Below are 25,122 nucleotides of genomic sequence, written 5' to 3'. Positions count from 1 at the left end.
CCTCTCTATTCTTGAAAGAATGCAAGTAGTTCTTTTCGAGTTCTTTCGAAGTACTCATCCTCAAGTGCCCAGGAAAGTCCGAGTTTCCCATAAAAATCCTTTACGCGCCATCGATAGTGCATGTCGTCGATAAACACGCGATCCACGTGAGGTTTCAACATGCTTGCCAGTTTTTTCGGGTTCATTGGAAGCATGGGACTGATGAAAGCACAGGTCCTTATTCCATTTTCTTTCAGCACCTTCAAAGTTTCCACTCTCTCCTCTATGGAACTCGAGTTGGGCTCGAACATCTTCCGGATTTCGTCGTCATCAGTTGTGACGCTGAGTCCTATCGAAATTCTTTTCATCTTTCTGAACAGGTCCAGGTCCCTTAAAACGAGTGTGGATTTTGTGAGGATCATCACTTCGATTTCCAGAAGCGGGAACTCCAGAAAGACTTCGAGACATCTTCGGGTGAGCTTGTACTCTTTCTCGATAGGTTGATACGGATCGCACATGGTGCTCATGAAAACGTGGTGTGGTTTCTTCTTGATGATATCTTTTCTGAGAACTTCGGCTATGTTTCGTTTCACAATGATTTCTAACTTCCAGTTCATCTCTCTGTATCGTCGCGCGTAATCACTTGCGTAACAGTACACACAGGCATTGGTGCAGCCCACGTAAGGGCTGAGGGTGTACCTTCTTTTCGATTCGGAATAAGTCAGCGCGCTCCTGACATTTATCTCCTTCACTCTCATCTTCAAAAGGATACCATGGGAAATCCTTTAGAAATTTTCTGATACTGTTTCAGATTTTCATCGGGATGGTGATGTATAATTTCTCGGGAAACCCTACCACATGTTGAATTTCTGTGAAAAAACACACAATATGTTGTTTAAAAACAGGAGGGAGAACATGAAATTGTCCGATTTGATCTCAAGGTGGATCGACGTTGAACCTTCAAAAAATGCTCAGATAATTCTCAGAGACAGGTATTTCATGAAGGATCTGGATGGGAATTATCTGGAAACGAAATGGGAAGATGTGGCAAGAAGGGTGGCGAGAGTTGTAGCAACAGCAGAGCTTCTGAATCCATCGTACAAGAAAAACGAAAAACTCGACAGAATAAAAGAATGGGAAGATATTTTCTTCAAAGTCTTGAAAGCAAGACTCTTCATTCCAAACAGTCCCACCCTCTTCAACGCAGGACTCGGGGTGAGACACGAGCTTCTGTGGAAACCCATTGATCAGATGACATTGGAAGATTACGAAGAAATTTACAGATCGAGAAACCATCTTCATATGCTCTCCGCGTGTTTCGTAGTACCCGTTGGTGACAGCATCGAAGAGATCTTCGAAGCGGTGAAAGAGTACGCGCTCATAACGAAAGTGGGAGGAGGAGTGGGGAGCAACTTTTCTGAGCTGAGGCCGAAGGGCAGTTTCGTGGCAGGTACACACGGGAAAGCGTCCGGCCCTGTTTCTTTCATGCACGTCTTCAACTCCGCTATCTCTGTTGTGAAACAGGGTTACAGAAGGCGTGGAGCGTTGATGGGTATTTTGAACATAAACCACCCCGACATAGAAGAATTCATAGACGCAAAGAAGGAAAACACGGGAGAAGCGGTGCTTAATTTCTTCAACCTCTCTGTTGGATTTCCGATGGACAAGAAAGAGATTCTGAAACTCTACGAAGAAGATGGTGAACTCGAGCTCTCCCATCCAAGGAGTGCGATCAGAAAGAAGGTTAAGATCAGGGATCTCTTCAGAAAAATTGCCACAAACGCCTGGAAGAGTGGGGATCCAGGACTTGCCTTCCTCGGAGAGATGAACAAATACTATCCACTCTACCCGCACAGAAAGATCAACTCAACCAACCCGTGCGGTGAGATTGGGCTTTCAGATTACGAAGCCTGCAACCTCGGTTCCATCGACATCGCAAAGTTCTACAACGATGGTTTTGTAGATTTAGAGGCACTTCAAGAGCTCGTTCAAATAGCCGTTCGTTTTCTTGACAACGTCATCGATGTGAACGTGTTTCCAATAGACAAGATCACAAAAGCGATCAGAGAAAGTAGAAGACTCGGTCTTGGAATAATGGGATTCGCCGATCTTCTCTACAAGCTCGAAATTCCTTACAATTCCCAGGAGGCTCGGGACTTCGCAGCCAATCTCATGGCTTTCATAGCACTCCACGCGCACAGGACTTCTTATGAACTCGGAAAAGAAAAAGGGAACTTTCCACTCCTTGAGATCTCAAGGTACAAGACGGAAGACGGCTTTGTCCCCTTCGCCATGGGTATGAGCAACTACGACGATGAGATAAGAGAAACCATGAAGATGACAAAAGAGTTTAGAAGAAACGTCGCTCTTCTGACGATCGCACCCACCGGTTCGATCTCGAACATAGCGGACACTTCGTCGGGACTGGAACCAAATTTCCTCCTCGCGTACACCAGATTCGTGACGAAGGAAGACGGGACGAAAGAGCCTTTTCTCTACGTGAACCAGGTGCTCAGAGAGAAGTTGAATCCGGAGATTCTCAAGAAGATAGAGAAAGAACTCATAGAAAAGGGAAGCTTGAAGGATATCCCGGATGTTCCGGAGAAGATAAAGAAAGTCTTTGTGGTCGCACTCGATATAGATCCGATGGATCACCTGCTCATGCAGGATGCTTTCCAGAGGTACGTTGATAACAACATCTCCAAAACAATCAACATGCCTCAGAGCGCAACCGTGGATGATGTTCTCAACGTATACCTTGAAGCTCTCAGAACAAACGTTAGGGGCATCACCGTGTACAGAGACGGTTCTTTACAAACACAGGTGCTGACGAAAGCCTTGAAAACACCGGAGGCTCCAAAGGTTCAGTTCTTCGTCGTCGATGAGAAGCTGAAGCTCCACCCAAGACCGAGAAAAGATACTCTCAGAAGCGTCACGAGAAAGTACAAGAGGCCCGATGGTACCACTTACATAACGATATCTTTCGACGACACGGGAGAAGCAGTGGAGATATTCATTTCCAACGGCAGTGAAATGGCCGAAGCGATAGGAAGACTCTCCTCAATAGCTCTCAGAGCGGGAGTTTCCATAGATGAAATAGTAGAACAGCTTTCGAAGGTGAAAGGAGAGTACTGCAAGGGTCTAGCTGAAGAAATCAAGAAAGCGCTTGAAGACTTCGCAAAACTGTGGCTCAGAACGGGTGAAGAAGCACCAGAGAGTGAGGAAGAACCGATCGAAAGAGAAAAATTCATAGTGGCGCACAACCTCAGATGGCAAAGCGGTTACTACGTGGATGACGAAGGAAACGTGTACTGTCCCGTTTGTCTCTCAAAGAATTCCCTGATAAAGCAAGAGGGATGCGTGAGCTGTAAGAACTGCGGCTGGTCAAAGTGTGAGTGAGGAGATGAGAGCATGAAGGTTGTGCCAGCCCAGAGGTGTGTATACTCGTTTTCAGCGAACATGGCACCCGTAGAAGAGGTATACCCTGGTGAACAGGTCGTGTTCGAAACACTCGACGCACTCGGTGGTAGTTACGATAAAATCGATTTTTCGAAGGTGAATCCAGCGACGGGACCTGTATTTGTCAACGGTGTAAAGCCCGGAGACACACTGAAGGTTCGGATAAAGAGGATAGAACTTCCTCGAAGAGGAGTGATCGTAACTGGCAAGGGGTTCGGAGTTCTCGGTGACGAAGTAGAGGGTTTTCACACAAAAGAACTGGAAATAGAGAAATGGGCCGTTCTGTTCGATGGTGTGAGGATTCCAATTCATCCGATGGTAGGAGTGATCGGGGTCGCACCTCAGGAAGGAGAGTACCCAACGGGAACGGCCCACAGACACGGAGGAAACATGGACACGAAAGAGATAACAGAAAACGTCACAGTGCACCTTCCAGTGTTCCAGGAAGGTGCACTTCTTGCTCTGGGAGACGTCCACGCGACAATGGGAGACGGAGAAGTGTGTGTCTCCGCGTGCGAAGTCCCTGCAAAAGTGGTCGTGGAGATCGATGTATCCAAAGAAGAAATCAAATGGCCCGTGGTTGAGACAAACGATGCCTACTACATCATCGTTTCTCTTCCAGATATCGAAGAGGCTCTGAAAGAAGTCACACGCGAAACAGTGTGGTTTATCCAGAGGCGGAAAACCGTTCCCTTCACAGATGCCTACATGCTCGCCAGCCTCTCCGTTGATGTGGGTATCTCCCAGCTCGTGAATCCCGCTAAGACTGCGAAGGCTCGCATTCCAAAATACATCTTCACGGGGGTATGAGGATGCTCTACGACCTTGCAAAACAGCGAAAGACCGTGAGAAAATTCAGAGAAGAAAAGCCTTCCATTGAGAAGTTGATGTACTGTCTGAAGGTGGCGAACGAGGCTCCTTCGGGAATGAATGCTCAACCCTGGAGATTTCTCGTCGTGGAAGATGAAGAAACGAAAAGACAAATCAGGGAAACCTGTGAAAAGGCCGAGAAAGACTTCTACGAAAACGTGAGAGGAAAACTTAAAGAATGGCTCAACGAAAACAGTTTCAACTGGAAAAAACCCTTTCTCGAAGAAGCACCATACCTTCTACTCGTGTTCTCAAAAAAAGACGCACCCTATTCGAGAGAATCTGTCTGGCTCGCGATCGGATATCTTCTCCTCGCACTGGAAGAGCAGGGACTTGGAACCGTCCCGTACACACCTCCGAATCCCGATGAACTGACAAAAATCGTGAACACACCATCAGATTTGAGATTTGAGGTGATACTCCCGGTTGGATATCCGGACGATCCGAAACCCAAGTATCCAAGAGAAGAAATGAAAGTGAGTTTCAACCACTTTTAATCCCCCGGCAGGGGGATTCACACGGTGTATTCTTCCAAAAGTTCACCGTAGTCGTCGAACCAGAGCGCCTGGGGATTCCTCTTGTACACCATGACTTTTCTTCTATTCTTCTCATCGTGTGCTCTATGGTATTTGAAAACGATGAAATCTTTCGTGAGGGCTGCGATTTCTATCTTCCCTGTTCTGTGAGACATAACGTATCTGACCCGCTTGGCGACACCAGATATGTTCGAAATCGCTTTCGTGAAGATCTCGTAACCCTCTTCAATCGGAACGGCGAATTTCCTGTTTCCAGAAACAGGCCTGTTCTGGAACACGTAGTAGGGAGTCACTCCAACAAAGGAAAGTCTGTCCAGAAGCTCACCGAGCACTTCAGGATCGTCGTTTATTCCCCTCAGAAGAGGAGTCTGATTGCAAAGCACCGCTCCTGCGTCTTTCAAAAGATTCACCGCTTCTATCGCTTCCCTGGTCAGTTCCCGGGGGTGGTTGAACTGTGTCATCACGTATATCTTCTTCTCTTTTGTGCTGTACTTTCTGATCATCTTCAACAGATCCGGATCGTCTATTATTCTGTAAGGGTTAAACGCTGGTATCTTACTACCTATTCTGATAATTTGAACGTGATCTATCTCTCTCAAGGAACTCACTATCTTTTCCAGCTTTTCTGTCGATAAAAGCAGCGGATCTCCTCCCGTGAGCAAAACGTTCGTTATCTCTTTGTGAGTGCGGATGTAATCGAGTTGAGGTGTGATGTCTCGTATGACTTCGGCTCCAACGTTTATGAAGAGTCTCTTCCTGAAACAAAATCTGCAAAATCCACCACAAACATCGTTCACAAGAAAGAGGGCCGTGTCCGGGTATTTGTGCTGAAGCCCCTTCGCAACGGTGTAAGATTTTTCGTTAGAAGCATCCAGCGTTCCCCATTCTTCTAGCTCGTCCTTCTCGGGTACTATGATCTTCCTGATAGGGTCATCAGGGTCTGACCAGTCTATGAGACTCAAGTAATAAGAGTTGGCTCTGAATCGGTACTTTTCCTCTACCCTCTTCAACCTCTCTCTTTCTTCAGGAGACAATTGTTCCACCTGTGTTATGCTGGTGTAGTATTTCACCTTCAATCGAATCACCTCCTGATTTTTGTTTTAACAAAGTTATATTTTCTAAAATAAACCCCTTAAAAAAATCGAAGAACTCAGCTTCGACGAATACGACATCTGCCATCCATTTTCATTATACCATAATACGGTATAATCGGAGAGCACGATGAATACTGAGAAATATATCATCAGTACAATGTTTGAATGATATCTTGAAATCAGCAACTGTGTGTAGTACAATATAACTTGCAAATGCTTTGCATTTGCAGGTGAGAGTATGAGGATGACAAAAAACAGGGAAGCCGTTCTTGAGATAATCGAATCTTCCAGAGTCCCTCTCACTGCCGAGGAGATACATCGAAAACTGGATGTGAACCTCTCCACGGTCTACAGGGCATTGAAGTTTTTAGAGGAAAGAAACCTCGTGGGTTCTTTCAGTGTGGGTGGCCCGAGATACTTCTTCAAGAAGAAAAGACACTATCACTTTTTGATCTGTGAGAAATGCGGGAAGCTCTTTCCTTTCGAAGAATGCGTGGATGAATTTCTTGAAAAACTCCAGAAAAAGTACGATTTCTCTGAAGAAAGTCATCTGTTTTTGATTCACGGAATCTGTAAGGAATGCAAAAAGGAGGTGGAAAAATGAAGAGGATTCTTCTCCTTCTAGTACTCATTGTCGCTGTTTTGAGTTTCGGCAAAACTATCGTGACCACGATAAACCCGTACTATCTCATCGTTTCTCAGCTACTCGGTGATACAGCGAGCGTAAAGCTCCTTGTTCCCCCTGGAGCAAATCCACACTTGTTTTCACTAAAGCCTTCCGACGCTAAGACTCTGGAAGAATCGGATCTGATCGTAGCGAACGGACTCGGATTGGAAACGTATTTGGAAAAATACAAAGAAAAGACAGTTTTCGTTTCAGACTTCATTCCAGCACTTCTTCTCATCGACGAGAACCCTCACATCTGGCTCGATCCTTTCTTCCTCAAATACTACATCGTTCCTGGACTGTACCAGGTTCTCATCGAAAAATTCCCAGAAAAAAAGAGCGAAATAAAACAGAAAGCAGAAGAGATCATAAGCGACCTAGACACCGTGATCAGAGATTCCTTCAAAACACTCCTCCCTTACACCGGAAAAACGGTAGTGATGGCTCATCCGAGTTTTACGTACTTCTTCAAGGAATTCGGCCTGGAATTGATACCACTCTCCAGCGGTCATGAACACAGCACGAGTTTTTCCACGATCAAAGAGATCCTCAGGAAAAAAGAACAGATTGCTGCCCTGTTCAGGGAACCGCAGCAGCCGGCAGAGATTCTTTCGAGCCTCGAAAAAGAACTGAGAATGAAAAGCTTCGTGCTCGATCCCCTCGGAGTGAACGGAGAAAAGACGATCGTGGAACTCCTGAGGAAGAATCTTTCTGTGATCCAGGAGGCCCTGAAATGAAAATCGTAGAGGTGAAGAATCTGACCTACAGAATAAACGATTTTGAGATCCTGAAGAATGTAACCTTCTCCGTGGAAGAAGGAGAATTCGTTGGAATAATCGGCCCGAACGGGGCAGGGAAAACCACGCTTGTAAAAATTCTGGTGGGGGAGATAAAGAATTATGAAGGCAAGGTAAAAGTCAGGGGGAAGATAGGTTACCTTCCACAGCTCCATCAGGTTCAGAGAGAGTTTCCCATCACCGTAAAAGAGTTCGCTGCGATGGGAATGTACGGCAGGTACAGAAAGATAGACTGGGGAAAGGTGAGATCGACCTTGAAAGATGTGGGGATCCTTCACAAAGAAAACGATCTGATAAAAAACCTCTCAGGTGGTGAATTCCAGAGACTATCACTCGCGAGGGCTCTTCTTTCAGATCCAGATATTCTCGTATTGGACGAACCTGAGGCTGGAGTGGATGAAATGGGGAAGGCTTCCTTTTACGAGCTTCTGAACCGATTTAGGAAAGAAAAAAATATCACAGTCATCATGGTCAGCCACGACATCGGCATGGTGTTCAAAGAATGCAGTACCATCCTGTGTCTCAACAAGACCCTTCACTGCCACGGTCCCACTGAAACGATCAATCCCGAAGACCTCAAGAAAATCTTCACAGACTTCGACATATGGATCAGAGGAACAAGACACTACGAGATCTACCATGGGAGGGGAAGAGATTGAGTTTCTTTCACGATCTCGTTGAGTACAGTTTCTTAAGGACAGCTTTCGTTGGGGGAATTCTGGTCGCATCTCTATCGGGCCTTGTTTCTCCAATAGTGGTTTTTAGAAGAATGGAGTTCATAGGAGATGGAACCGCACACGCGGTCTTTGCCGGGCTTGCCGTAGCCACTCTCACAGGAGCGGACCACAGATTGATCGCCTTTGCCACGGCACTTCTTTTCGCTTTTGCGGTGAGTCTCTTTTCTCGCTCCAAGATCAGCGAAAGCAGTGCCATAGGTATCCTCCTTCCCTTCTTCATGGCCGTCGGGGTGGTGCTCTTTTCTGTTTCGGGAAGGTATCAGACAGATGTGATGGGGTATCTGTTTGGCGACGTGCTCCTTGTGAACAACACCGACGTCGTGATAACGGCTGTTGTTCTCACTCTGAGTGTGATCCTTACCGCGGTGTTCAGATGGGACATCAAGTATTTCATAGTAGATGAAAAAATGGCCAGGTTCTATGGCATAAAAACGGATCTAATCCGTTTTCTGATCACGTCGTTCATCGCTATCGCCGTGGTGACGACCGTCAAAGTGGTTGGTGTGATCCTCACAGGTGCACTTCTGATCCTCCCGGGACTCGTCTCGAAGATATTCGGAAAATCTCTCTGGTCACTCACAGTGATATCCGTCATCTTCAGCACCGGCGTTTTCTTCGTGGGGTTTCTGACTGCCTACACTCTCGACCTACCACCAGGTCCGGTTGTTGTGATCATCGCTTTCGTTTCTTTCCTTCCAATGCTAAAATTCTCATGATGTGGAAGATAGCCGTTGTGGATGACGACAGAAACATTTTGAAAACGGTGAGTGAGAAACTCCAGCAACTGGGAGAGGTAAAAACCTTCCTCACAGGAGAAGATTTTTTGAACGACGAGGAAGTCTTTCATGTTGTGGTTTTGGACGTCATGCTTCCAGACTACAGCGGTTACGAGATCTGCAGGATGATAAAAGAAACCCGACCCGAAACCTGGGTGATACTCCTTACGCTCCTTTCCGATGATGAAAGCGTTCTGAAAGGATTCGAAGCGGGGGCGGACGACTACGTGACAAAACCGTTCAACCCGGAAATACTTCTTGCAAGAGCGAAAAGGTTTCTGGAGAGGGAAAAGAAGGGACTGTACGACTTCGGAGATCTGAAGATAGATGCCACTGGTTTTGCTGTGTTTTTAAGAGGGAAAAGAATACATCTTCCCAAAAAAGAATTCGAGATACTGCTCTTTCTTGCAGAAAACGCCGGGAAAGTCGTCGCGCGAGAGAAACTCTTGGAGACCTTCTGGGAAGACCCTGTCTCACCAAGGGTTGTGGATACGGTCATAAAGAGAATCAGAAAAGCCATAGAGGACGACCCAAATCGTCCTCGATACATAAAGACCATCTGGGGTGTGGGTTACATGTTCACGGGGGGAGAAAGATGATTTCTCTGAGAACTTTTCTCATTACCTTTCTTGTGAACATCGCTTTACTCGGAATTTTTTGGGGAAACAGGATGGATTTTGTGGATGTCGTTGTTTTCTCCTTTTTTTCAGCGCTCTTTGTCAGCCTCACTACCCATATTTTGGTGACCAGTAGATTGAGGAAGCTCAGGGAATCCGTGGCCAGAAAAAGCCGATTTGAAGACTTCCTGAACGACGAGATCACGAAACTCGCCGAAGAGGTGAACTCAGTAGTTGAAAATTCGCTGATTCAGGAAAAAGAAACAGAAAAATTGAAAGACATCGTCACCGGTTTTGTGCATGATGTGAAATCGCTCATATGGAACAAGGTTGAGGACGAAAATCTGCAGAAGATCATAGAAGAATTCTACGAATTCGCCAGGCTCGAAGCCGGTCTCGAAAGGTTGAGAAAAGAGCCTGTAAATCTCGTCGAACTCGTGAACGATGTGGTAGAAAAATTCCCTGGGATGGTCAGTTTCAAATACAATGACGCTGTGATAGTCGAAGCTGATCCCGTGAAACTTTTCAGAGCCTTTTACAACGTGATAGAAAACGCCGTGAAGTACTCTTCGGGACCGGTGGAAGTCTATGTGAAAAAAGACAGAGTCATTGTGAAAGGTCCCGGGCCAGAGATTCCCTACGAGGTGCGCGCAAACCTCTTCGAGAAAAAGAAAAAAAGCAAAGGTACAGGACTGGGCCTGTACCTCGCAAGGGAATTTTTTGAAATGCACGGATTCAGAATCATTTACGGAAGAGAAGGAAACCACAACGTTTTTGAAATTCACACTGGATACACCGGCATGTCATCGGTAAAGTCAGAGAGAGACTCGAGATAGTTGAAGTCCACGCCGATCTTCTCCTCGTACTTCTTCCTCAAAAATTTCCTGCCAACCTCTCCCAGGATCACGGCGATGAGGAGGTCTTCGTCCGTTTCGACAAGTATTCCCAACTCTTTCCTTGTTTTATCCAGTTCGGGTTCCAGAAGATCGGCAGGTCTGCAATCTATAGGCTTCTCATCACCAAGAATTTTTTTCACCAGATCAGGATCGATCGGTGCGGGTGGTCTGCCATAAAGCCCTTTCACGTAGTTCCTCGTTTCGTTGGTTACTCGCTCGTATCTACCATAGACCACGTTGAGAAACGCCTGAACACCCACGATCTGACTCGTTGGTGTGACGAGTGGTGGATAACCGAGGTCTTTTTGAACCCTCGGAACCTCTTCGAGGACCTTATCCAGCAGGTGCTCCATTCTCTGCTCCTTCAGCTGTTTGAGAAGGTTGGAGTACATCCCACCGGGAATCTGTGAGAATATGATCCTCGAATCTGGATACTTCATCCCCACGTCGTACTCAACGTATTTCATTCTCACTTTCGTGAAGTGATCTACCAGAAACTTCAGCGCTTCTCTGTCAAAATCCTCTTTTCCGTTTCCTTTGAAGGCGTAATACATGGTTTCAAAAGTTGGCTGAGACGTTCCCATGGAAAACGGAGAAATAGCCGTATCGAAGAAATCCGCCCCTGCTTCGTAAGCCGCTTGATACGCAAGGGGAGCAAAGCCCGTGGTACAGTGAGAATGGACCTCAACGGGAACACCGAATTTCTCCTTCAAAGCCCTGACGAGTTCGTAAGCCCTTTTTGGAGTGAGAAGCCCCGCCATGTCCTTTATACAAATCGAGTCCACTCCCATATCCAGAAGTTTTCTTGCGAAGTCAAGATAGTAATCGAGAGTGTGGACAGGACTCACCGTGTAACTGATCGCTACCTGAACATGAAGACCGTGCTTTTTTGACTCTTCAATAGATTTCTGCAGGTTTCTTTCATCGTTCAGCGCATCGAAGATACGTATGATATCCAGTCCATACTCCGCCACTTTCTTTATGAAAAGCTCCACAACATCGTCCGCGTAGTGCCTGTAGCCAACGAGATTCTGTCCTCTCAGAAGCATCTGAATCTTCGTGTTCTTCAAACCCTCTCTTATCTTTTTCAACCTCTCCCATGGATTTTCGTTCAGAAATCTAACGGCGACATCGAAGGTTGCTCCTCCCCAGACTTCCATGGAGTGAAAATTCATTCTGTCGAACGCTTCGAGAGCAGGCAGCATATCTTCCGTTCTCATCCTCGTCGCGATCAGAGATTGATGCCCATCTCTTAAGGTTGTATCAACGAACATTTTTTTCACCTCCAAGTTTTCTCAAAAGATGTACAACCAGATTCACCCTATCTTCAAATTGATCGAGTCTTGCGTATTCATCCTCGGAGTGCATCTTACCACCGGGAATACCCAGGCCGTCTATGGAAGGGACGCCGTTCTGCGAGAAAAACGCCACGTCACCTCCACCCGTTGCCCTCACAAAACTCACAGTCATTCCCATCTCTTCGGCAGACATCCTCACGATATTCACAAAATCAGGATCTTCTTTCATAGGAAGCCTTCTGAGTTTCAAGTTGTAAGAAACGTTCGCTTCAGGCTGTACAGCGGAGAGTCGTTTCAGTGTTTCTTCGAGAAACTCATATTCTTTGCCGTCGTAGTATCTGACATCGAAATAAACCTCCGCTTTGTCTGGTGTCAAGTTGCTCCCAGCACCACCCTTTACGATTGTTGGATTCAGAGTAAGGTTTGGAAGTTTTCCGTTCAGTGAAGTGAGTTCCACCACTTTGAAAGCCAATTCAACGATCGCGTTGGCTCCTTCGTCCAGTCTCGAAGCGTGTCCTTTTTTTCCACAAGCGAACAACCACAGTGAGATGATTCCCTTTCTGGAGGATATGAGCTCTCCGTTTTCTCTTCCAGGCTCGAAGGATAGACAGTGGGAACTCATACCGGAAACTTCTTTGAACACTTCTCCACTGAGCGGTGATCCCAGTTCTTCATCCACGTTCAGGATCACGCAGAGATCGGTTTCGTTCTGTTGGAGGAATCTTTTCAAAGACTCGAGAAGAATCACGACTCCCCCTTTCATGTCACAAACACCAGGACCTTTGGCGATATTTCCCTCTACCACGAAAGGTCTTCTCTTCGATTCACCTTCGGGAAAGACAGTGTCGAGATGTCCTATGAGGGTGATGTAAGGCGGTTTTCCACGGAAGGCTACATAAACGGCTTCTCTCTTTTCCACTCTAAAACCAAGATCTTCGAGAATCTCTGTCAAAAACGACGTTCGCCTCAGTTTCTCCTCGAATGGAAGATCGGGTCCTGTGTCGATGTTCACGAGTTTTTTGTAAATTTCGATCCACTTCATTTTTATCCCTCCAACTACATTATACTATCTTTTGAGAAGACCCTGGTGAGGAGGGATGTTATGTCCAGAAAAAAGGCCTTCCTATTCATCGTGCTTTTGGGACTGGTCAGCCTCTTTGCAGACGTTACTTACGAAGGTGCAAGGAGCATCATTGGACCGTTCATGAAGACACTGGGAGCGAGCGCTGCGGTTCTTGGATTTGCCGTAGGGCTCGGTGAACTCACAGGATACGCCTTCAGATTGATTTCGGGAATTCTGAGCGATAAGACGCGAAAGTACTGGCTTTTCACCATCCTGGGATACACGATAAATCTCTTTGCGGTGCCGGCTCTTGCACTCGCAGGAAACTGGCAGGCAGCGCTTGTTCTCATCATCGCCGAAAGATTTGGGAAGGCCCTGAGAACTCCCGCAAGGGATGTCTTGCTCTCTTTCGCTTCGGAAGAAGTTGGAATGGGCAAAGGCTTTGGCATTCATGAGGCGCTAGATCAGATCGGTGCCATCTTGGGACCTCTTGCGCTCACATTCGCCCTCGCATTTGGAAAAAGCTACAGGTTCTGCTTCTTCATTCTTCTCATACCGGCTCTCGTTGCAATGGTTCTTCTCCTCACAGCACGTATAACTTTCCCGGCTCCTCAGGAAATGAAAAAGAAGAAAGACAATCCAGTGGATCGAAATCTGGGAAAGACTTACTGGTTCTATCTTACCATCGTTTCTATGGTGGCCTTTGCTTTCGCTGATTTTCCCATCATCGCATACCACATGAAGAGTTTCGAAGTCGCAAAAGATTTCTTCGTTCCTGCGACTTACTCACTCGCGATGGCCGTGGATGCGGTGGCTGCGCTGGTTTTCGGTCATTTGTTCGATAAAAAGGGTTTCGTTGCCCTGGCCTACGCGGTTCTTCTCTCTTCTTTCTTTCCCGTGCTTTCTTTTTCGAACAGTTTTCCGCTCATCTTTGCCGGAGTGATTCTCTGGGGAATCGGTATGGGAGCGCAGGAATCGATCATGAGAGCGGTTGTAGCGAAGATCGTACCTGCAGAAAAGCGTGGATTCGCTTACGGAATGTTCTTCACCGTGTACGGTGTTTTCTGGTTCTCTGGATCGTGGATCATGGGAACACTCTATGATATCAACCGGTTCTATCTGATACTGTTCTCTTTCGTAATACAGTTTGCAGCGGCTCTGCTCCTTCTTAGAATGAAAAGATACGAATGGTGAACCATCCTGCCTCCTATGAGGTAGGGTTTTCTGCTTCAACCCGTGATGGCTCGTAGACCCTTTTTAGGTTCCGCCGCCAGAGCACGGTCAACGGGCATGAACTCGGACGGCTCCCGCCCTACTGATAGCATCAAGCCATACCTGGCTAGATTCTTTGCAGCGTCCCTATCATGATGCGCTCCACTCTTTGGCTTCTTTATTTATGTATCCACATTCACTGCATAGCTGACTTGAGGGATAGTATCTGCTTGCTTTTATCACTTTGATCCCACAGCGCTTTGCCTTAAATGTTGAGATCTTTCACCACGATCTTTCCAGTTTGGCTTTCGCTGACAAGATCGCGGATGATTTGTAAAGCCAGTCGTTCTTTACTATTCTTATCACGTAGTTTTCTTTGCACGTTCTGATAAAATTCATTATGGAAAGGGGGGATTTAGGATGAGGGTGAACGACGTAAGTCTGATGCGGTACATTCAGCAACTCAGCCTTGAAAGAAAAGCCCCCACACCGGGAAGTTTCCTCTTCAACACAGTATCTGAACTTGCCGTTCAGCAGAAATTGAGAGGACAGATAGAAGGATACAAAACGACACTTTCACAAATATACAACGGAATAGGTCTTCTGAAAACGGCCAACGCGGGACTTGAAAGCATATCAACAGCGCTTCAGAGGGCAAGAGAACTCGCCGTTCAGGCTTCGAACGCTACTCTCACAGACGCAGAAAGATCCATGATACAGAAAGAATACGAGGAGATAATGCGCGGTGTGAAAAGGATTATCCAGCAGACAACTTACAACGAACAGAGGGTGCTCGCCGGAGACGTTCGAAACCTTGTGATCCAAACTGGACCCAATGAAGGACAGAACGTAACGGTGAACATACCAAACCTCGAAGAGACTCTCTCCGAACTGTTTGAAGTGGACCTTTCCACCTTCGAAGGAGCACAAAGATCTCTTGAAACCATAGATCAAGCTCTGGAAAACATCTCTCAGATCAGAGGAAACGTTGGATCCTGGATGAACAGGCTGGAGTCTTCAGCAAGAAGTGTGATGAACAGCTACACGGAGCTCTTCAAAACAGAAAGCCTTTTCGAACCGAGCGTGGCAGAACTTCTCCTCGAGTCAACGAAGGAAGACATTTTGAGACAGACGGCACTGACCGGAATTCTCTTCAGAATGGAAAATGCGGGAAACGTACTCAAACTCTTGATGTAGTATGTTTTATTTCCCAGAAAGAGAAAAGAAAAGATTCACTTTGAAAAGGCCGGCACTTCTCATCATCGATCTTCAAAATTATTTCACCTCTCCTGACTCCCCAGCATACCTTCGGGGAGTGGAGGTTGCTATCGAAAACATCAGAAAACTGAAGATCTCCTTCGAAAGAGCGAAACTTCCCGTGATAGCCACGGTCCACGTGGGAGCGTCTCCGATGATGAAGAAGTGGTGGGGAAACGAAGTGGATAAAAGGTGGGCCGTTCCCGTTTTTTCCGATGTTCTTCTTTTTGAAAAGAACACGTACGACGCGTTTTATTCAACGAAACTCGAAGAAGAGCTCAGAGCAAGAAACGTCAACCAGCTGATCATAACAGGTGTGATGACACATCTTTGCTGTGAAACTACAGCCCGAAGCGCTTTTGTGAGAAACTTCGAAGTGATAATGGTGGAAGACGCTCTGTGGGATAAAAACGAATGGTACCACTTCTCTTCACTGAAAAACCTGGCACATGGAGTTGCGTACATCGCTAAGACGGAGGAGATCCTGTGCGCGTTGGAATCGTTGGAGCAGGGCCAGCGGGAGTAGCAGCCGCTGTGTTTCTGAGGAGGTACAACGTTCACGTTACAGTGTTCGAAAAAAACAGGGTGGGAGGACTTTTGCGGAACGCCCATCTCGTTGAAAACATCCCGGTTTTGCCTCCAGCCTCCGGTGAAGAGATCTGCAAAACACTGGAGAAAAGATTATTTGAATCTGGTGCTGAACTCATATGGGAAGAAGTTGTAAAAGTGGAAAACGAAAAAATTCTGACAGAAAGAGAAATTCATTCGTTCGACTACGTGATCGTTGCAAGCGGCACGATTCCAAGGAGAATTCCAGAGTTCGAAGTATCTGAGAAGGTGGTCTATGAGTTCATCGATCTTCCAGAATTCGAAAAACTCGCAATCTATGGAGCAGGAGACGCTGCATTCGACAGTGCTTTGAACGCTCTTGTGAGAGGAAAAGAGGTACATCTTTTCAACAGAGGCAGCAGAATCAGAGCGCTTCCCCTTCTGGTCGAGAGAGCGAAAAAATACGAGAAATTCTATTATCATGAAAGATGCCCCATCCTCAAAGTGGAAGAAGAAAGCAAAATGGTTAAACTGAAAACAGAACACGGTGTTTTCACCTTCGACGCTCTCCTTTTGTCTGTAGGCAGGGTTCCAAACACTTCTTTCGTTGAACCTGGAGAAAGAAATTTCATCGTCGGAGATGCGAGAGGTGGCTTCAGGCAGGTATCGATAGCGATGGGCAGTGCCATCGAAACAGCGATGGAGATCCTGAGAAGAGAGGGAACAGTGTCAGCTACCCTCCCTCTGAAGGAGGGCTTGCTCAACCCAAACGGGGAGCATCAGGCCGGCTGACAACGGCCCCTAAAAGCTTTTCAAGATTGACCTGCTGGTCTTTGGCAAGAACTCTCAGGGCTATGTTGATCGCACCAACTATGTCTGCGTGTTCTTCGTAGCCGCAGCTTTGACATACAAAACGCTCTCCATGGTCTGGTCTGTTTTCTTTCGAGACGTGGCCGCACCTGGGACAGGTTTGCGAGGTGTAGCTGGGGTCGACCTTTTCGGACTGAACTCCGTAGTACAATTTCGCTTTGTACTCTATCTTTTGCTGAAGACTTGCAAACGGCCATTGTTCTGACTGTCTTCTTGCTTCTTTGTCTTTGCCGCGGTAGGTGATTCTGTTAGCTCTGATCTGAGTCAGGTCTTCGAGAACAAACCTGGCACCAGGGTGGCTTGTGGTGAGCTTTTTTGCAATGATGTGCAGTACGTTCTCAGTGAACCGTTTCTCTCGCCTGCTGATCCTGGCAAGCTTTCTCTTAGCAGAGCGAGTGCCTTTTGACATGAGCTCAGAGCGCAGACGCTGATAGTGTTGTTTTCTTTGTTTGAACTCTTCAGGAAGGTCTATCAGATACCTGGTGCCTTTGGTAGAAGCAACAGCAGCAATGTGTCTTTCTCCAACGTCAACACCGACGATTTCTTTTGGTTGATGTTCCTGAACTTCAAGAGTCACAGGAACAAGCAAGAAGAAGGTTTTGGATGATTTGTCGTAAGTCAGTATCGGATCGCCGATCTTGCAAGACTTGAGGTACTCAAAGTGTTTGGACCAGCCTTTCATCGGGATCCATTTGATTCGACCTTGAAGTGTGGACAAAGAAGCGTGCCACTCTCCGTTGATCTTTTTGAAGCTTGCAGTTCGGTTGTACGTGTATTTGACGATCAAGCTCTTTCGCTTCGGTGGTTTATCCCAGAATTTCTTGACTGCCTTCGAATCAGGTTTGCGGCGCTTGAGTTCTTTGAACTGAGCCCAGAGAGTTTTGTACATTGCAGAGACGTCTCTGTTTACGTTAATAGCCATCTGTGCTGGAAGGTCGAAGTCTTCGCGGATGGTTTTGTAGTAAAGTCTGTGGAGTTTTTTGACGTTCGTCGATTTGTCCTTGAGGTTTTGTTCGAGCACATAGTTGACGGCGTTTGTGTAAGCCGTCGCAATATCCAGGAACTGCTGTTTTTGGTCCTTGCTGAGTTCGAGTTTGAATCTACAGGTCAGAGTCACAGTCATTTGTTCAATCACCTCATCTATATATTAACACTATTGAATCTGGAGGTGGTACACATGTCTGCTTCCTCCCAATCCCCTAAAGGGGATGGGCTTTTGCAAACAATTTCTGTGAAAATTCTCAAGAGAGTAGGAAAAGAAGAAGTCGCATACGTGTATCTTGGAGAAACTTCCAGGGGAAATCTGGTGGAATTCGTTGAATCGATTCAGCCCCCCGTTCCCCGCGAAAAGAAATGGGTTCTCATCGTTTCAACACTCGCTGGATGTCCCGTGGGATGTCTCATGTGCGACGCTGGAGGTTTCTACAGAGGTAAACTCTCCGCCGATGAAATCTTCGAACAGATCGATTTTCTGGTGAAGAGCAGGTACCCAAACGGAAGGATCCCTTCGGAGAAGTTCAAAATACAATTTGCAAGGATGGGAGAGCCCGCACTGAACGAAGCCGTTCTCGATGTTCTGAAGGAACTTCCAGCAAGGTACGAAGCACCGGGACTGATGCCTTCGATCTCCACAGTTGCCCCTTGCGGGACGGATTCTTTCTTCGAAGATCTTCTTAAAATAAAGGAAAAACACTACAGAGGTAAGTTCCAGCTTCAGTTTTCCATTCACTCTACAGACGAGAAAGAAAGAGACCAAATCATTCCCGTCAAAAAATGGTCTCTCGAAAAGATATCAGAGTTCGGAAAGCGGTTCGTGAAAGAAAACGACAGAAAAATCACCTTGAATTTCGCTGTGGCACAGGAGTACTCGCTGGACCCGAAAGTCATCATAAGAGTTTTCGATCCCGAGAAGTTCCTTGTGAAAATCACACCGGTGAACCCCACCTATCGTTCAAAGGAGAACAATCTGAATTCAGATGTTGACGTCGAAAGAAAAGAACTTCTGAAGCATCGGAACTTCATAGAGGAGCTCAAAAAAGCTGGTTTTGAAGTGATCCTGAGTATCGGTGAACTCGAGGAGAACAAGATCGGCAGTAACTGTGGTCAGTACGTCCAGAGACACTTGATGAGCGAAAGAAAGATCGTGGATGGTTACCAATACGTGTGAAAAACCCCGCGCGGGCGGGGTTTTCATTTTCCGAGGAGTTCTTTTACTTTCTCAACAACCTTCCTGGGAATCTCATCCTTCGGATTTTCTTCCATTATTCTCACAAGAGCACTTCCGACGATCACACCGTCGGCGATCTCCCACACCTTTTTCACCTGTTCGTGCCTGGAGATTCCAAAACCCACGAAGAGAGGAAGTTTTATTCTTTCTTTCACCCTCTTTATGTGATCCGCGAAAGGAAGGTCTTCCCTCTCACCTGTGACACCGTACCGGGATATGTAATAGACGAACGGAGCCTGAACGGAATTGATCAAATCTATTTCCTCGTCTTTGGTGTTCGGTGCAACGAAGGGAACTATGGGATACGCTATATCGACGTTCTTTACCTCCCTCAAGGGCAGGTCAGGTATGATCAAGCCCTTCACACCGAGTTTTTTCAATTCATCGAGGAGTTTTTCTTTTCCCTCTGGATAGTTCACTATCGGATTCAGATAACTCATCAGGTAGAGATCGTAATCAACAGATATTTCACTCAGCATCTCCAGAATCTTTTTTATAGTGACACCGTTTCTCAAAGCCACGCTGTGGGCAAGCTGAATAACAGGACCGTCTGCGACCGGATCGGAGAACGGAACTCCTATCTCCACACCTGTGATGCCGAGTTCGTTGAGAGCGATCAGTATTTTCCTTGTTGTTTCAAGATCGGGAAATCCAGCGGGGATGTATGCAATAAAGCCCTTCATCTTATCCTCTCCCTGACGTACGGATGGTTCAAAACTGATTCTAAATCCTTGTCGCCGCGCCCTGAAAGGTTCACAACGACGATCTTACCCTTTATATCGATCTTTTTCAGATAAGCCAGTGCGTGCGAGCTTTCGAGTGCTGGAATGATCCCTTCCAGCCTTGAAAGTTCGATGAAAGCATCGAGAGCCTCTTCATCCGTCACCGCATCGTACAGAACTTTTCCAGTCTCTCTCCAATAAGCGTGTTCAGGACCTACACCGGAATAGTCCAGTCCCGCCGAAACCGAGTGTGTCACCTGAACCTGGCCCCAATCGTCTTGAAGAACGAAGGTTTTACTCCCATGTAGGTATCCAACTTTCCCTTTGAGAAGGGAGGCTGCATGCTTGCCGGTTTCGAGACCTTCTCCGCCAGCCTCCACCCCAATCAGTCTCACACCGGAATCTATGAACGGATAGAAGATACCGGCGGCGTTGCTTCCCCCTCCAACACACGCAACGATGTAATCCGGCAATCTTCCTTCCTTCTCGAGGATCTGTTTCTTTGTTTCTTCACCAATCACCTTCTGAAAGTTCCTCACGATAACTGGATAAGGATGAGGACCCACGACGGATCCAATGACGTAATAGGTGGTTTGAAGGTTCGTGATCCAGTCCCGAAGAGCTTCGTTTATGGCGTCTTTCAGCGTTCTGCTTCCACTCTTCACGGGAACCACTTTTGCACCGAGGAGTTTCATTCTCTCAACGTTGGGTTTCTGTCTGATCGTGTCTTCTTCGCCCATGTATATGACACACTCCATTCCAAAGAGCGCAGCAGCCGTCGCGGTGGCAACACCGTGCTGTCCCGCCCCTGTCTCCGCTATTATCCTTGTCTTTCCCATTCTCCTCGCGAGAAGCACCTGACCTATGGCGTTGTTTATCTTGTGAGCACCTGTGTGAAGAAGATCTTCGCGCTTCAGATAAACTTTCGCGCCGTACTTTTCACTCAACCTTCTGGCAAAGTAAAGAGGCGTGGGACGACCAGCGTAATCCCTCAGAAGGTCGTTGAACTCCCTCCAGAAAGATTCATCCTTCATGATTTCCTCGTAGGCTGCCTCGAGTTCCTCGAGCGCGGGCATGAGAATTTCAGGAACGTACTGACCTCCGTAAGAACCGAAGTAACCTTTCATTCTCACAACTCCTTTGCATTTTTAATGAACTTCTTTATTGAATCGTGATCTTTCTTTCCTGGGAAGGCCTCAACACCGGAAGATACATCTACCGCAAAAGGCCTCACCACGTTTATCGCACTTCTAACGTTCTCAGGATTCAAGCCTCCCGACAGCACAAGATACCTGAACTGGTTTCTGTACGGGAGTATCAGAGACCAGTTGAACGTCTTTCCACTTCCCCCATAATCCGGTGTCTTCGTATCGAGAAGAACCGGAAATTCCCTGTAGTTCAAAGCACGTTCTATATCTTGCTCGTTCGAAACCCCAACCGCTTTTATCACCAGTATCTTCTCTGCTATCTTCCTGCACAGTTCAATTGGTTCTTCTCCATGCAACTGGACCGCGTTCAGCTGAACGTGAGAGGCTACATCCAGAATCTTTTCTGGTTCTTCGTTCACAAAGACTCCCACACGAAAGACGAAAGGAGGTAATTCAACAGAAATCCTTCTGGCATCTTCAGGGGAGATGTACCTTTTGCTCTTTTGATAGAAAACGAAGCCCACCGCGTCAGCACCACTTTCCACAGAAAACAGTGCATCCTCCAGGTTCGTTATCCCACAGATCTTCACTCTGACCATGCTCTCATCTCTTCCAGAAATTTTCTTGGATTTTCAGATTTCATGATGGATGTACCAACGAGAACCGCGTTCACCTTTCCTCGCAGATCTTTGAGTTCTCTGGGATCTTTTATTCCACTCTCCGCCACCACAACCGTATCATCCGGAACGAGTGGCAGAAGTTCCCACAGCACATTTTTCTTTATCTCAAAAGTGTCCAGATCTCTCGTGTTGATACCGATTATCTTCGGTCTGATCGCAGAAAAGACCTTCTCCAGATCCTCTCTGGAGTGGATTTCTACAAGACTGTCCATCCCGAGTTCTTCCGCCGCTTCATAGATCTCTTTTATCTGCTCCACAGTGAGTATTCGAGCGATGATAAGAACGGCGTCTGCTCCCACACTGGAAGCCAGTTTCACCTGAACCGTGTCTATGTAGAAGTCCTTGGCGAGGATGGGTTTGTCAGTCAGGATTCTCGCTGCTCTTACGAAGGCAGGATCTCCTTTAAAATAGTGCTTTTCCGTGAGGATGCTGATCGCATCTGCCAGCTCGTCGTATACCTTTATGAAATCTTCCAGAGAAGCACCAGCGTTTATATCTCCAGCGGATGGAGAAGCCTTCTTGAATTCCGCTATGATCTTTACTCTCTCTTTTCCTGACAGAACTTCCAGAAATCTGTGGTTCCTTCTTTGAACGATCAAGTTCTCGTCGTTTATCTCCAGAATATCTTTCTTTTTGGTCTCAACTATTTCCCAGAGCCTTCTGATAGTCCATTACCTCCCTCATTTTCTTGTAGGCCTCGCCCGTTCTGATGAGATCGAGAGCCTTTCCGACACCGTCCTTTATGGTGTCGCACTCACCCACAAGCCAGAAGACAACCCCTGCGTTCAGAGCCACCGTCTCCACCTGTGTTCTGCTGGCTTCTCCTTTCAGAACACTTTCCATCAACCGGTACGCCTCTTTTGGATCGGAAGGTCCCTTCAGCTCTTCCGGATCTCCTCTCTTCAACCCAAGTTCTTCGGGATCCAGCGTCATAGGAACGATCTCTTCCTGGGTAACGAGGAGTACATTGTTTTCACTACACGTGGTGAGTTCGTCCGTGAAACCTCCGTTGACCACTGCCGAACGCTCTGTACCAAGACGTTGAAGAGCCGTTGCGAGTTTCGAAGCAAAGGAAAGATCGAAGACCCCTACCATCTGGTACTTCACTCTGGCGGGGTTCGTTATGGGACCAAGGAGGTTGAAAGCCGTTCTGATCTTCAGCTGTCTTCTTGCGGGCATCACGTGCTTCATCGCTGGATGAAGAAGCGGTGCGAAAAGGAAAGAAAACCCAGTTTCTCTGAGCTCTCTCTCCATTTCCTCCGGTGTCTTTTCAAGCTTGTACCCACCGGCTTCGAGAACGTCGGCACTTCCCACTTTGCTCGAGACAGACCGGTTACCGTGTTTTGCAACGGGGATACCGGCTGCAGCAACGACAAAAGCTGTTGCCGTTGAAATGTTGAACGTGCCAAAACCGTCTCCACCGGTTCCGCAGGTGTCGACCGTTCTTGGAGAAGGTGCTTTTATATGAATCGATTTTTCTCGCATGACGCTGGCCATTCCACCGAGTTCGTCTCCCGTTTCCTCTTTCATCCTGAGTGCCACAAGGAAACCCGCGATTTGAGCGTCCGTGGCATTCCCGGACATGATGAAGTTCATCACCTGACGGCTCTCTTCAAAAGTGAGATCTTCAAATTCTACGAGTTTCTTGAGAGCGGAAACGATGTCAATTTCCGTTTCTTCGGAAACTTTCTTTACCTGAATATCCTGGATGTTCAGGAAGTTCTTTATGATTCTCTTTCCTTCTTCGGTCAGCACGGATTCTGGATGAAACTGAACTCCAAAGGTTGGGTGTTCTTTGTGCTGGAGTCCCATGATCTCTCCATCGTCACTTTTGGCGGTGATTTCCAGAACTTCAGGAAGGGATGCCTCTTCAACAACGAGTGAATGGTACCGCGTAGCAACGAGTGGATTTTTCACACCAGAGAATACACCCTTTCCGTTGTGTACGATCTTCGATGTCTTTCCATGAAGAATCCTCTTTGCATGCACGATCTTTCCACCAAAAGCGTAGCCGATCACCTGGTGTCCAAGACACACACCGAGTATTGGAACCTTCCCGCTGAAGTGCCTCACAACATCAACGGAGATACCCGCTTCTTCGGGTCTTCCGGGGCCAGGAGATATAACTATGTGAGTGGGATTTTTTCTCTCTATCTCTTCGATCGTTATCTCGTCGTTTCTGAAGACTTCGATTTCACAGTCTGGTTCTACCTCACCGATGTACTGAACGATGTTGTAAACGAACGAATCGTAGTTGTCTATAACGATCACTCTTTTCAAAACAATCCCCCCTGGATCTTCTGCGCAACTTCCAGGCTCCTGAACAAAGCCCTGAGTTTGTTCAGAGTCTCCTGATATTCGCGCTCCGGAACGGAATCGTAAACGATACCCGCTCCTGCCTGGAGCCATCCCTGTTTACCTTTGAAGAAAAAGGACCTGATGGTGATAGCAGAATCCATGTTCATCCTTCCCTTATCATCGGGGAAAGAGAAATACCCAACGGCTCCAGCGTATGGCCCTCGCGGGGTGGGTTCGAGTTCTTCTATGATCTCCATTGCCCTCACTTTGGGTGCGCCAGAGACTGTCCCCGCAGGGAAAGTCGCTTCGAACACATCCACAGCATCTTTATCGTCCTTCAGTTCACCGCTCACCTGCGAGACTATGTGCATAACGTGGGAGTACCTCTCGATAACCATCTTCTTCTCCACTCGCACGGTTCCTTCTTTACAGACTCTTCCAAGATCGTTTCTTCCAAGGTCCACGAGCATAACGTGTTCTGCTATCTCTTTTTCGTCGTTCAAAAGTTCTCTCTCCAGCTTCAGATCTTCTTCAACAGTTCTTCCCCGCGGTCTGGTGCCGGCAATTGGCTTCACAGTGGCCTTGTCTCCTTCCACCTTCGCCATGGTTTCGGGAGAAGATCCCAAAACGACCGTGTCTCCGAACTTCAGATAAAACATGTAGGGAGAAGGATTGATCATTCTGAGCGCCCTGTAGATGTAGAACGGATCCAGCGTCGTTTTGAATGTGAAAGCCTGGGAGAGAACCACCTGGAATATGTCACCTTCTACAATGTACTTTTTGGCCTTTTCAACCACTTTGTAGAACTGCTCTCTTTCGAAGTTCGATTCCGGTTCTGTCACAAAAACGTTCTTCTCTGGTTTCTCCTCAAAAGGACTCAAGACCTTCGATGTGAGTTCCTCAGGGCTATCGCTGATGATGAAGACGTTGTTCTTCAGGTGATCGAATATTATGAGATGCTCGGGTACCACGAAATAAAACGTGGGAAACACAGAGGCTTTGACTTTGACTTTCTCTATGTAAGAAATGTAGTCATAACTGACGAAGCCAACGGCTCCTCCCCTGAACGAAGGGAGTTCGTCGTGTTTGACGCTGTATCTATAGACCTCAAGCCAATCTTTTATCGCCTTGAGAGGAGAGGAAGTGTAATCGAGCTGCTGATTCGAAGTTCTCAAGATTCCCTTTTCGAAAACGAGCACGTCTTTTTTACCTATACCTATGAAGGAATGCCTTCCGAAAGCGGAACCGAGCTCCACGCTTTCGAGCAGGAAAGCGAATTCTTCCCCTCTGGAAACCTTCATGAAGGTGGAAACCGGTGTTTCCAGATCCGAAACGAGCTTCAGCACGTGCATGCTATCACCCACTGTGAT

26 protein-coding genes are annotated in these 25,122 nt (G+C 47.0%); 14 read left to right on the top strand and 12 right to left on the bottom strand.

Features of this window, described 5'->3' with window-relative positions; translation table 11 throughout:
• Window positions 1–5 precede the first annotated feature (5 nt).
• Window positions 6–737, bottom strand: a complete 732-nt coding sequence (locus MC24_RS01635) for an SPL family radical SAM protein (RefSeq protein ID WP_038052020.1) — start codon at window positions 735–737, stop codon at window positions 6–8.
• 157 nt (window positions 738–894) lie between these two features.
• Between MC24_RS01635 and MC24_RS01630 the strand changes: the two genes are divergently transcribed.
• Genes MC24_RS01630 through MC24_RS01620 form a run of 3 tightly spaced genes read left to right on the top strand, consistent with a single transcriptional unit; the run spans window position 895 to window position 4,805 of the window.
• Window positions 895–3,378, top strand: coding sequence for an adenosylcobalamin-dependent ribonucleoside-diphosphate reductase (locus MC24_RS01630; protein WP_038051966.1), 2,484 nt, complete (start codon window positions 895–897; stop codon window positions 3,376–3,378).
• 12 nt (window positions 3,379–3,390) lie between these two features.
• Complete coding sequence (locus tag MC24_RS01625) at window positions 3,391–4,248, top strand: acetamidase/formamidase family protein (RefSeq protein WP_008194031.1); 858 nt, start codon at window positions 3,391–3,393, stop codon at window positions 4,246–4,248.
• Window positions 4,249–4,250: 2 nt separating this feature from the next.
• Complete coding sequence (locus MC24_RS01620; RefSeq protein ID WP_008194029.1) at window positions 4,251–4,805, top strand: nitroreductase family protein; 555 nt, start codon at window positions 4,251–4,253, stop codon at window positions 4,803–4,805.
• A 17-nt stretch (window positions 4,806–4,822) separates the two neighbouring features.
• Here MC24_RS01620 and MC24_RS01615 read toward each other — a convergent pair whose 3' ends face one another.
• Window positions 4,823–5,920, bottom strand: a complete 1,098-nt coding sequence (locus MC24_RS01615) for a KamA family radical SAM protein (RefSeq protein WP_008194027.1) — start codon at window positions 5,918–5,920, stop codon at window positions 4,823–4,825.
• Window positions 5,921–6,176: 256 nt separating this feature from the next.
• On the opposite strand from MC24_RS01615, the gene MC24_RS01610 reads away from it, so the two are divergent.
• The 6 genes from MC24_RS01610 to MC24_RS01585 are packed head-to-tail and all read left to right on the top strand — an operon-like array spanning window position 6,177 to window position 10,368.
• A complete protein-coding gene (locus tag MC24_RS01610; protein WP_008194026.1) occupies window positions 6,177–6,542 on the top strand; it encodes a Fur family transcriptional regulator in 366 nt (121 codons plus the stop codon).
• A complete protein-coding gene (locus tag MC24_RS01605) occupies window positions 6,539–7,342 on the top strand; it encodes a metal ABC transporter substrate-binding protein (RefSeq protein WP_008194023.1) in 804 nt (267 codons plus the stop codon). Before MC24_RS01610 ends, MC24_RS01605 begins: the two co-directional genes overlap by 4 nt.
• Window positions 7,339–8,061 carry a metal ABC transporter ATP-binding protein gene (locus MC24_RS01600; RefSeq protein WP_038051964.1) on the top strand — a complete coding sequence of 241 codons (723 nt, stop codon included), beginning with the start codon at window positions 7,339–7,341 and terminating at the stop codon, window positions 8,059–8,061. Before MC24_RS01605 ends, MC24_RS01600 begins: the two co-directional genes overlap by 4 nt.
• Window positions 8,058–8,855 (top strand): metal ABC transporter permease, encoded by a 798-nt coding sequence (locus MC24_RS01595; RefSeq protein ID WP_038051963.1) that lies wholly within the window; start codon window positions 8,058–8,060, stop codon window positions 8,853–8,855. Before MC24_RS01600 ends, MC24_RS01595 begins: the two co-directional genes overlap by 4 nt.
• Window positions 8,852–9,514, top strand: a complete 663-nt coding sequence (locus MC24_RS01590; protein WP_038051961.1) for a response regulator transcription factor — start codon at window positions 8,852–8,854, stop codon at window positions 9,512–9,514. The genes MC24_RS01595 and MC24_RS01590 overlap by 4 nt, the downstream gene beginning before the upstream one ends.
• Window positions 9,511–10,368, top strand: coding sequence for a sensor histidine kinase (locus MC24_RS01585; protein WP_038051960.1), 858 nt, complete (start codon window positions 9,511–9,513; stop codon window positions 10,366–10,368). Before MC24_RS01590 ends, MC24_RS01585 begins: the two co-directional genes overlap by 4 nt.
• Here MC24_RS01585 and MC24_RS01580 read toward each other — a convergent pair.
• Window positions 10,314–11,702, bottom strand: a complete 1,389-nt coding sequence (locus tag MC24_RS01580) for a pyruvate carboxylase subunit B (RefSeq protein WP_038051959.1) — start codon at window positions 11,700–11,702, stop codon at window positions 10,314–10,316. The two genes, MC24_RS01585 and MC24_RS01580, sit on opposite strands and share 55 nt — an antisense overlap.
• A complete protein-coding gene (locus tag MC24_RS01575) occupies window positions 11,692–12,768 on the bottom strand; it encodes a M20 family metallopeptidase (RefSeq protein ID WP_038051958.1) in 1,077 nt (358 codons plus the stop codon). The genes MC24_RS01580 and MC24_RS01575 overlap by 11 nt, the downstream gene beginning before the upstream one ends.
• A gap of 60 nt (window positions 12,769–12,828) precedes the next feature.
• On the opposite strand from MC24_RS01575, the gene MC24_RS01570 reads away from it, so the two are divergent.
• Window positions 12,829–13,983, top strand: coding sequence for an MFS transporter (locus MC24_RS01570; RefSeq protein WP_038051957.1), 1,155 nt, complete (start codon window positions 12,829–12,831; stop codon window positions 13,981–13,983).
• 168 nt (window positions 13,984–14,151) lie between these two features.
• Here the strand turns inward: MC24_RS01570 and MC24_RS09775 are convergent, their stop codons facing one another.
• Entirely contained in the window at window positions 14,152–14,244 is a 93-nt protein-coding gene (locus MC24_RS09775) for a transposase (RefSeq protein ID WP_231556600.1), read from the bottom strand.
• Between the two features lie 177 nt (window positions 14,245–14,421).
• On the opposite strand from MC24_RS09775, the gene MC24_RS01565 reads away from it, so the two are divergent.
• The 3 genes from MC24_RS01565 to MC24_RS01555 are packed head-to-tail and all read left to right on the top strand — an operon-like array spanning window position 14,422 to window position 16,599.
• On the top strand, window positions 14,422–15,198 hold the full coding sequence (locus tag MC24_RS01565) for a flagellin (RefSeq protein WP_038051956.1): 777 nt from the start codon (window positions 14,422–14,424) through the stop codon (window positions 15,196–15,198).
• Window position 15,199: 1 nt separating this feature from the next.
• A complete protein-coding gene (locus MC24_RS01560) occupies window positions 15,200–15,784 on the top strand; it encodes an isochorismatase family protein (protein WP_008194008.1) in 585 nt (194 codons plus the stop codon).
• Window positions 15,745–16,599, top strand: coding sequence for an NAD(P)/FAD-dependent oxidoreductase (locus tag MC24_RS01555; RefSeq protein WP_038051954.1), 855 nt, complete (start codon window positions 15,745–15,747; stop codon window positions 16,597–16,599). The genes MC24_RS01560 and MC24_RS01555 overlap by 40 nt, the downstream gene beginning before the upstream one ends.
• Here MC24_RS01555 and MC24_RS01550 read toward each other — a convergent pair.
• Entirely contained in the window at window positions 16,568–17,800 is a 1,233-nt protein-coding gene (locus MC24_RS01550) for an RNA-guided endonuclease InsQ/TnpB family protein (protein ID WP_004082727.1), read from the bottom strand. The genes MC24_RS01555 and MC24_RS01550 overlap by 32 nt on opposite strands.
• 108 nt (window positions 17,801–17,908) lie before the next feature.
• Here MC24_RS01550 and MC24_RS01545 point away from each other — a divergent pair, with 108 nt between their 5' ends.
• Window positions 17,909–18,844: a hypothetical protein gene (locus MC24_RS01545; protein WP_008194003.1), complete on the top strand. Its 936-nt coding sequence runs from the start codon at window positions 17,909–17,911 to the stop codon at window positions 18,842–18,844.
• Between the two features lie 23 nt (window positions 18,845–18,867).
• On the opposite strand, the gene trpA is transcribed toward MC24_RS01545, so the two are convergent.
• From trpA to MC24_RS01515, 6 genes are read right to left on the bottom strand one after another with little or no spacing between them, the layout of a single operon-like run.
• Window positions 18,868–19,587 carry a tryptophan synthase subunit alpha gene (trpA, locus tag MC24_RS01540; RefSeq protein ID WP_004082732.1) on the bottom strand — a complete coding sequence of 240 codons (720 nt, stop codon included), beginning with the start codon at window positions 19,585–19,587 and terminating at the stop codon, window positions 18,868–18,870.
• Window positions 19,584–20,753, bottom strand: a complete 1,170-nt coding sequence (gene trpB / locus MC24_RS01535) for a tryptophan synthase subunit beta (RefSeq protein WP_038051953.1) — start codon at window positions 20,751–20,753, stop codon at window positions 19,584–19,586. The genes trpA and trpB overlap by 4 nt, the downstream gene beginning before the upstream one ends.
• A gap of 2 nt (window positions 20,754–20,755) precedes the next feature.
• On the bottom strand, window positions 20,756–21,373 hold the full coding sequence (locus tag MC24_RS01530) for a phosphoribosylanthranilate isomerase (RefSeq protein WP_038051952.1): 618 nt from the start codon (window positions 21,371–21,373) through the stop codon (window positions 20,756–20,758).
• Complete coding sequence (locus MC24_RS01525) at window positions 21,361–22,119, bottom strand: indole-3-glycerol-phosphate synthase (RefSeq protein ID WP_200883237.1); 759 nt, start codon at window positions 22,117–22,119, stop codon at window positions 21,361–21,363. The genes MC24_RS01530 and MC24_RS01525 overlap by 13 nt, the downstream gene beginning before the upstream one ends.
• Window positions 22,094–23,725, bottom strand: a complete 1,632-nt coding sequence (locus MC24_RS01520) for a bifunctional anthranilate synthase component II/anthranilate phosphoribosyltransferase (RefSeq protein ID WP_235280274.1) — start codon at window positions 23,723–23,725, stop codon at window positions 22,094–22,096. Before MC24_RS01520 ends, MC24_RS01525 begins: the two co-directional genes overlap by 26 nt.
• Window positions 23,726–23,730: 5 nt before the next feature.
• Window positions 23,731–25,104: an anthranilate synthase component I family protein gene (locus MC24_RS01515; protein ID WP_004082742.1), complete on the bottom strand. Its 1,374-nt coding sequence runs from the start codon at window positions 25,102–25,104 to the stop codon at window positions 23,731–23,733.
• Window positions 25,105–25,122: the final 18 nt, after the last annotated feature.

The organism is Thermotoga sp. Mc24, from assembly GCF_000784835.1.
Taxonomy (GTDB): domain Bacteria; phylum Thermotogota; class Thermotogae; order Thermotogales; family Thermotogaceae; genus Thermotoga.
The sequence above is the reverse complement of the archived record's forward strand: the minus strand, read 5'-3'. Positions and strand labels throughout refer to the sequence as shown.

Coding starts and splice junctions, on each gene's coding strand:
- trpB (WP_038051953.1), bottom strand. CDS start 20,753: ATGAAAGGTTACTTCGGTTCTTACGGAGGTCAGTACGTTCCTGAAATT.
- MC24_RS01635 (WP_038052020.1), bottom strand. CDS start 737: ATGAGAGTGAAGGAGATAAATGTCAGGAGCGCGCTGACTTATTCCGAA.
- MC24_RS01605 (WP_008194023.1), top strand. CDS start 6,539: ATGAAGAGGATTCTTCTCCTTCTAGTACTCATTGTCGCTGTTTTGAGT.
- MC24_RS01590 (WP_038051961.1), top strand. CDS start 8,852: ATGATGTGGAAGATAGCCGTTGTGGATGACGACAGAAACATTTTGAAA.
- MC24_RS01610 (WP_008194026.1), top strand. CDS start 6,177: ATGAGGATGACAAAAAACAGGGAAGCCGTTCTTGAGATAATCGAATCT.
- MC24_RS01560 (WP_008194008.1), top strand. CDS start 15,200: ATGTTTTATTTCCCAGAAAGAGAAAAGAAAAGATTCACTTTGAAAAGG.
- MC24_RS01580 (WP_038051959.1), bottom strand. CDS start 11,702: ATGTTCGTTGATACAACCTTAAGAGATGGGCATCAATCTCTGATCGCG.
- MC24_RS01515 (WP_004082742.1), bottom strand. CDS start 25,104: ATGCACGTGCTGAAGCTCGTTTCGGATCTGGAAACACCGGTTTCCACC.
- MC24_RS01630 (WP_038051966.1), top strand. CDS start 895: ATGAAATTGTCCGATTTGATCTCAAGGTGGATCGACGTTGAACCTTCA.
- MC24_RS01530 (WP_038051952.1), bottom strand. CDS start 21,373: ATGGTCAGAGTGAAGATCTGTGGGATAACGAACCTGGAGGATGCACTG.
- MC24_RS01625 (WP_008194031.1), top strand. CDS start 3,391: ATGAAGGTTGTGCCAGCCCAGAGGTGTGTATACTCGTTTTCAGCGAAC.
- trpA (WP_004082732.1), bottom strand. CDS start 19,587: ATGAAGGGCTTTATTGCATACATCCCCGCTGGATTTCCCGATCTTGAA.
- MC24_RS01620 (WP_008194029.1), top strand. CDS start 4,251: ATGCTCTACGACCTTGCAAAACAGCGAAAGACCGTGAGAAAATTCAGA.
- MC24_RS01570 (WP_038051957.1), top strand. CDS start 12,829: ATGTCCAGAAAAAAGGCCTTCCTATTCATCGTGCTTTTGGGACTGGTC.
- MC24_RS01575 (WP_038051958.1), bottom strand. CDS start 12,768: ATGAAGTGGATCGAAATTTACAAAAAACTCGTGAACATCGACACAGGA.
- MC24_RS01585 (WP_038051960.1), top strand. CDS start 9,511: ATGATTTCTCTGAGAACTTTTCTCATTACCTTTCTTGTGAACATCGCT.
- MC24_RS01600 (WP_038051964.1), top strand. CDS start 7,339: ATGAAAATCGTAGAGGTGAAGAATCTGACCTACAGAATAAACGATTTT.
- MC24_RS01565 (WP_038051956.1), top strand. CDS start 14,422: ATGAGGGTGAACGACGTAAGTCTGATGCGGTACATTCAGCAACTCAGC.
- MC24_RS01550 (WP_004082727.1), bottom strand. CDS start 17,800: ATGACTGTGACTCTGACCTGTAGATTCAAACTCGAACTCAGCAAGGAC.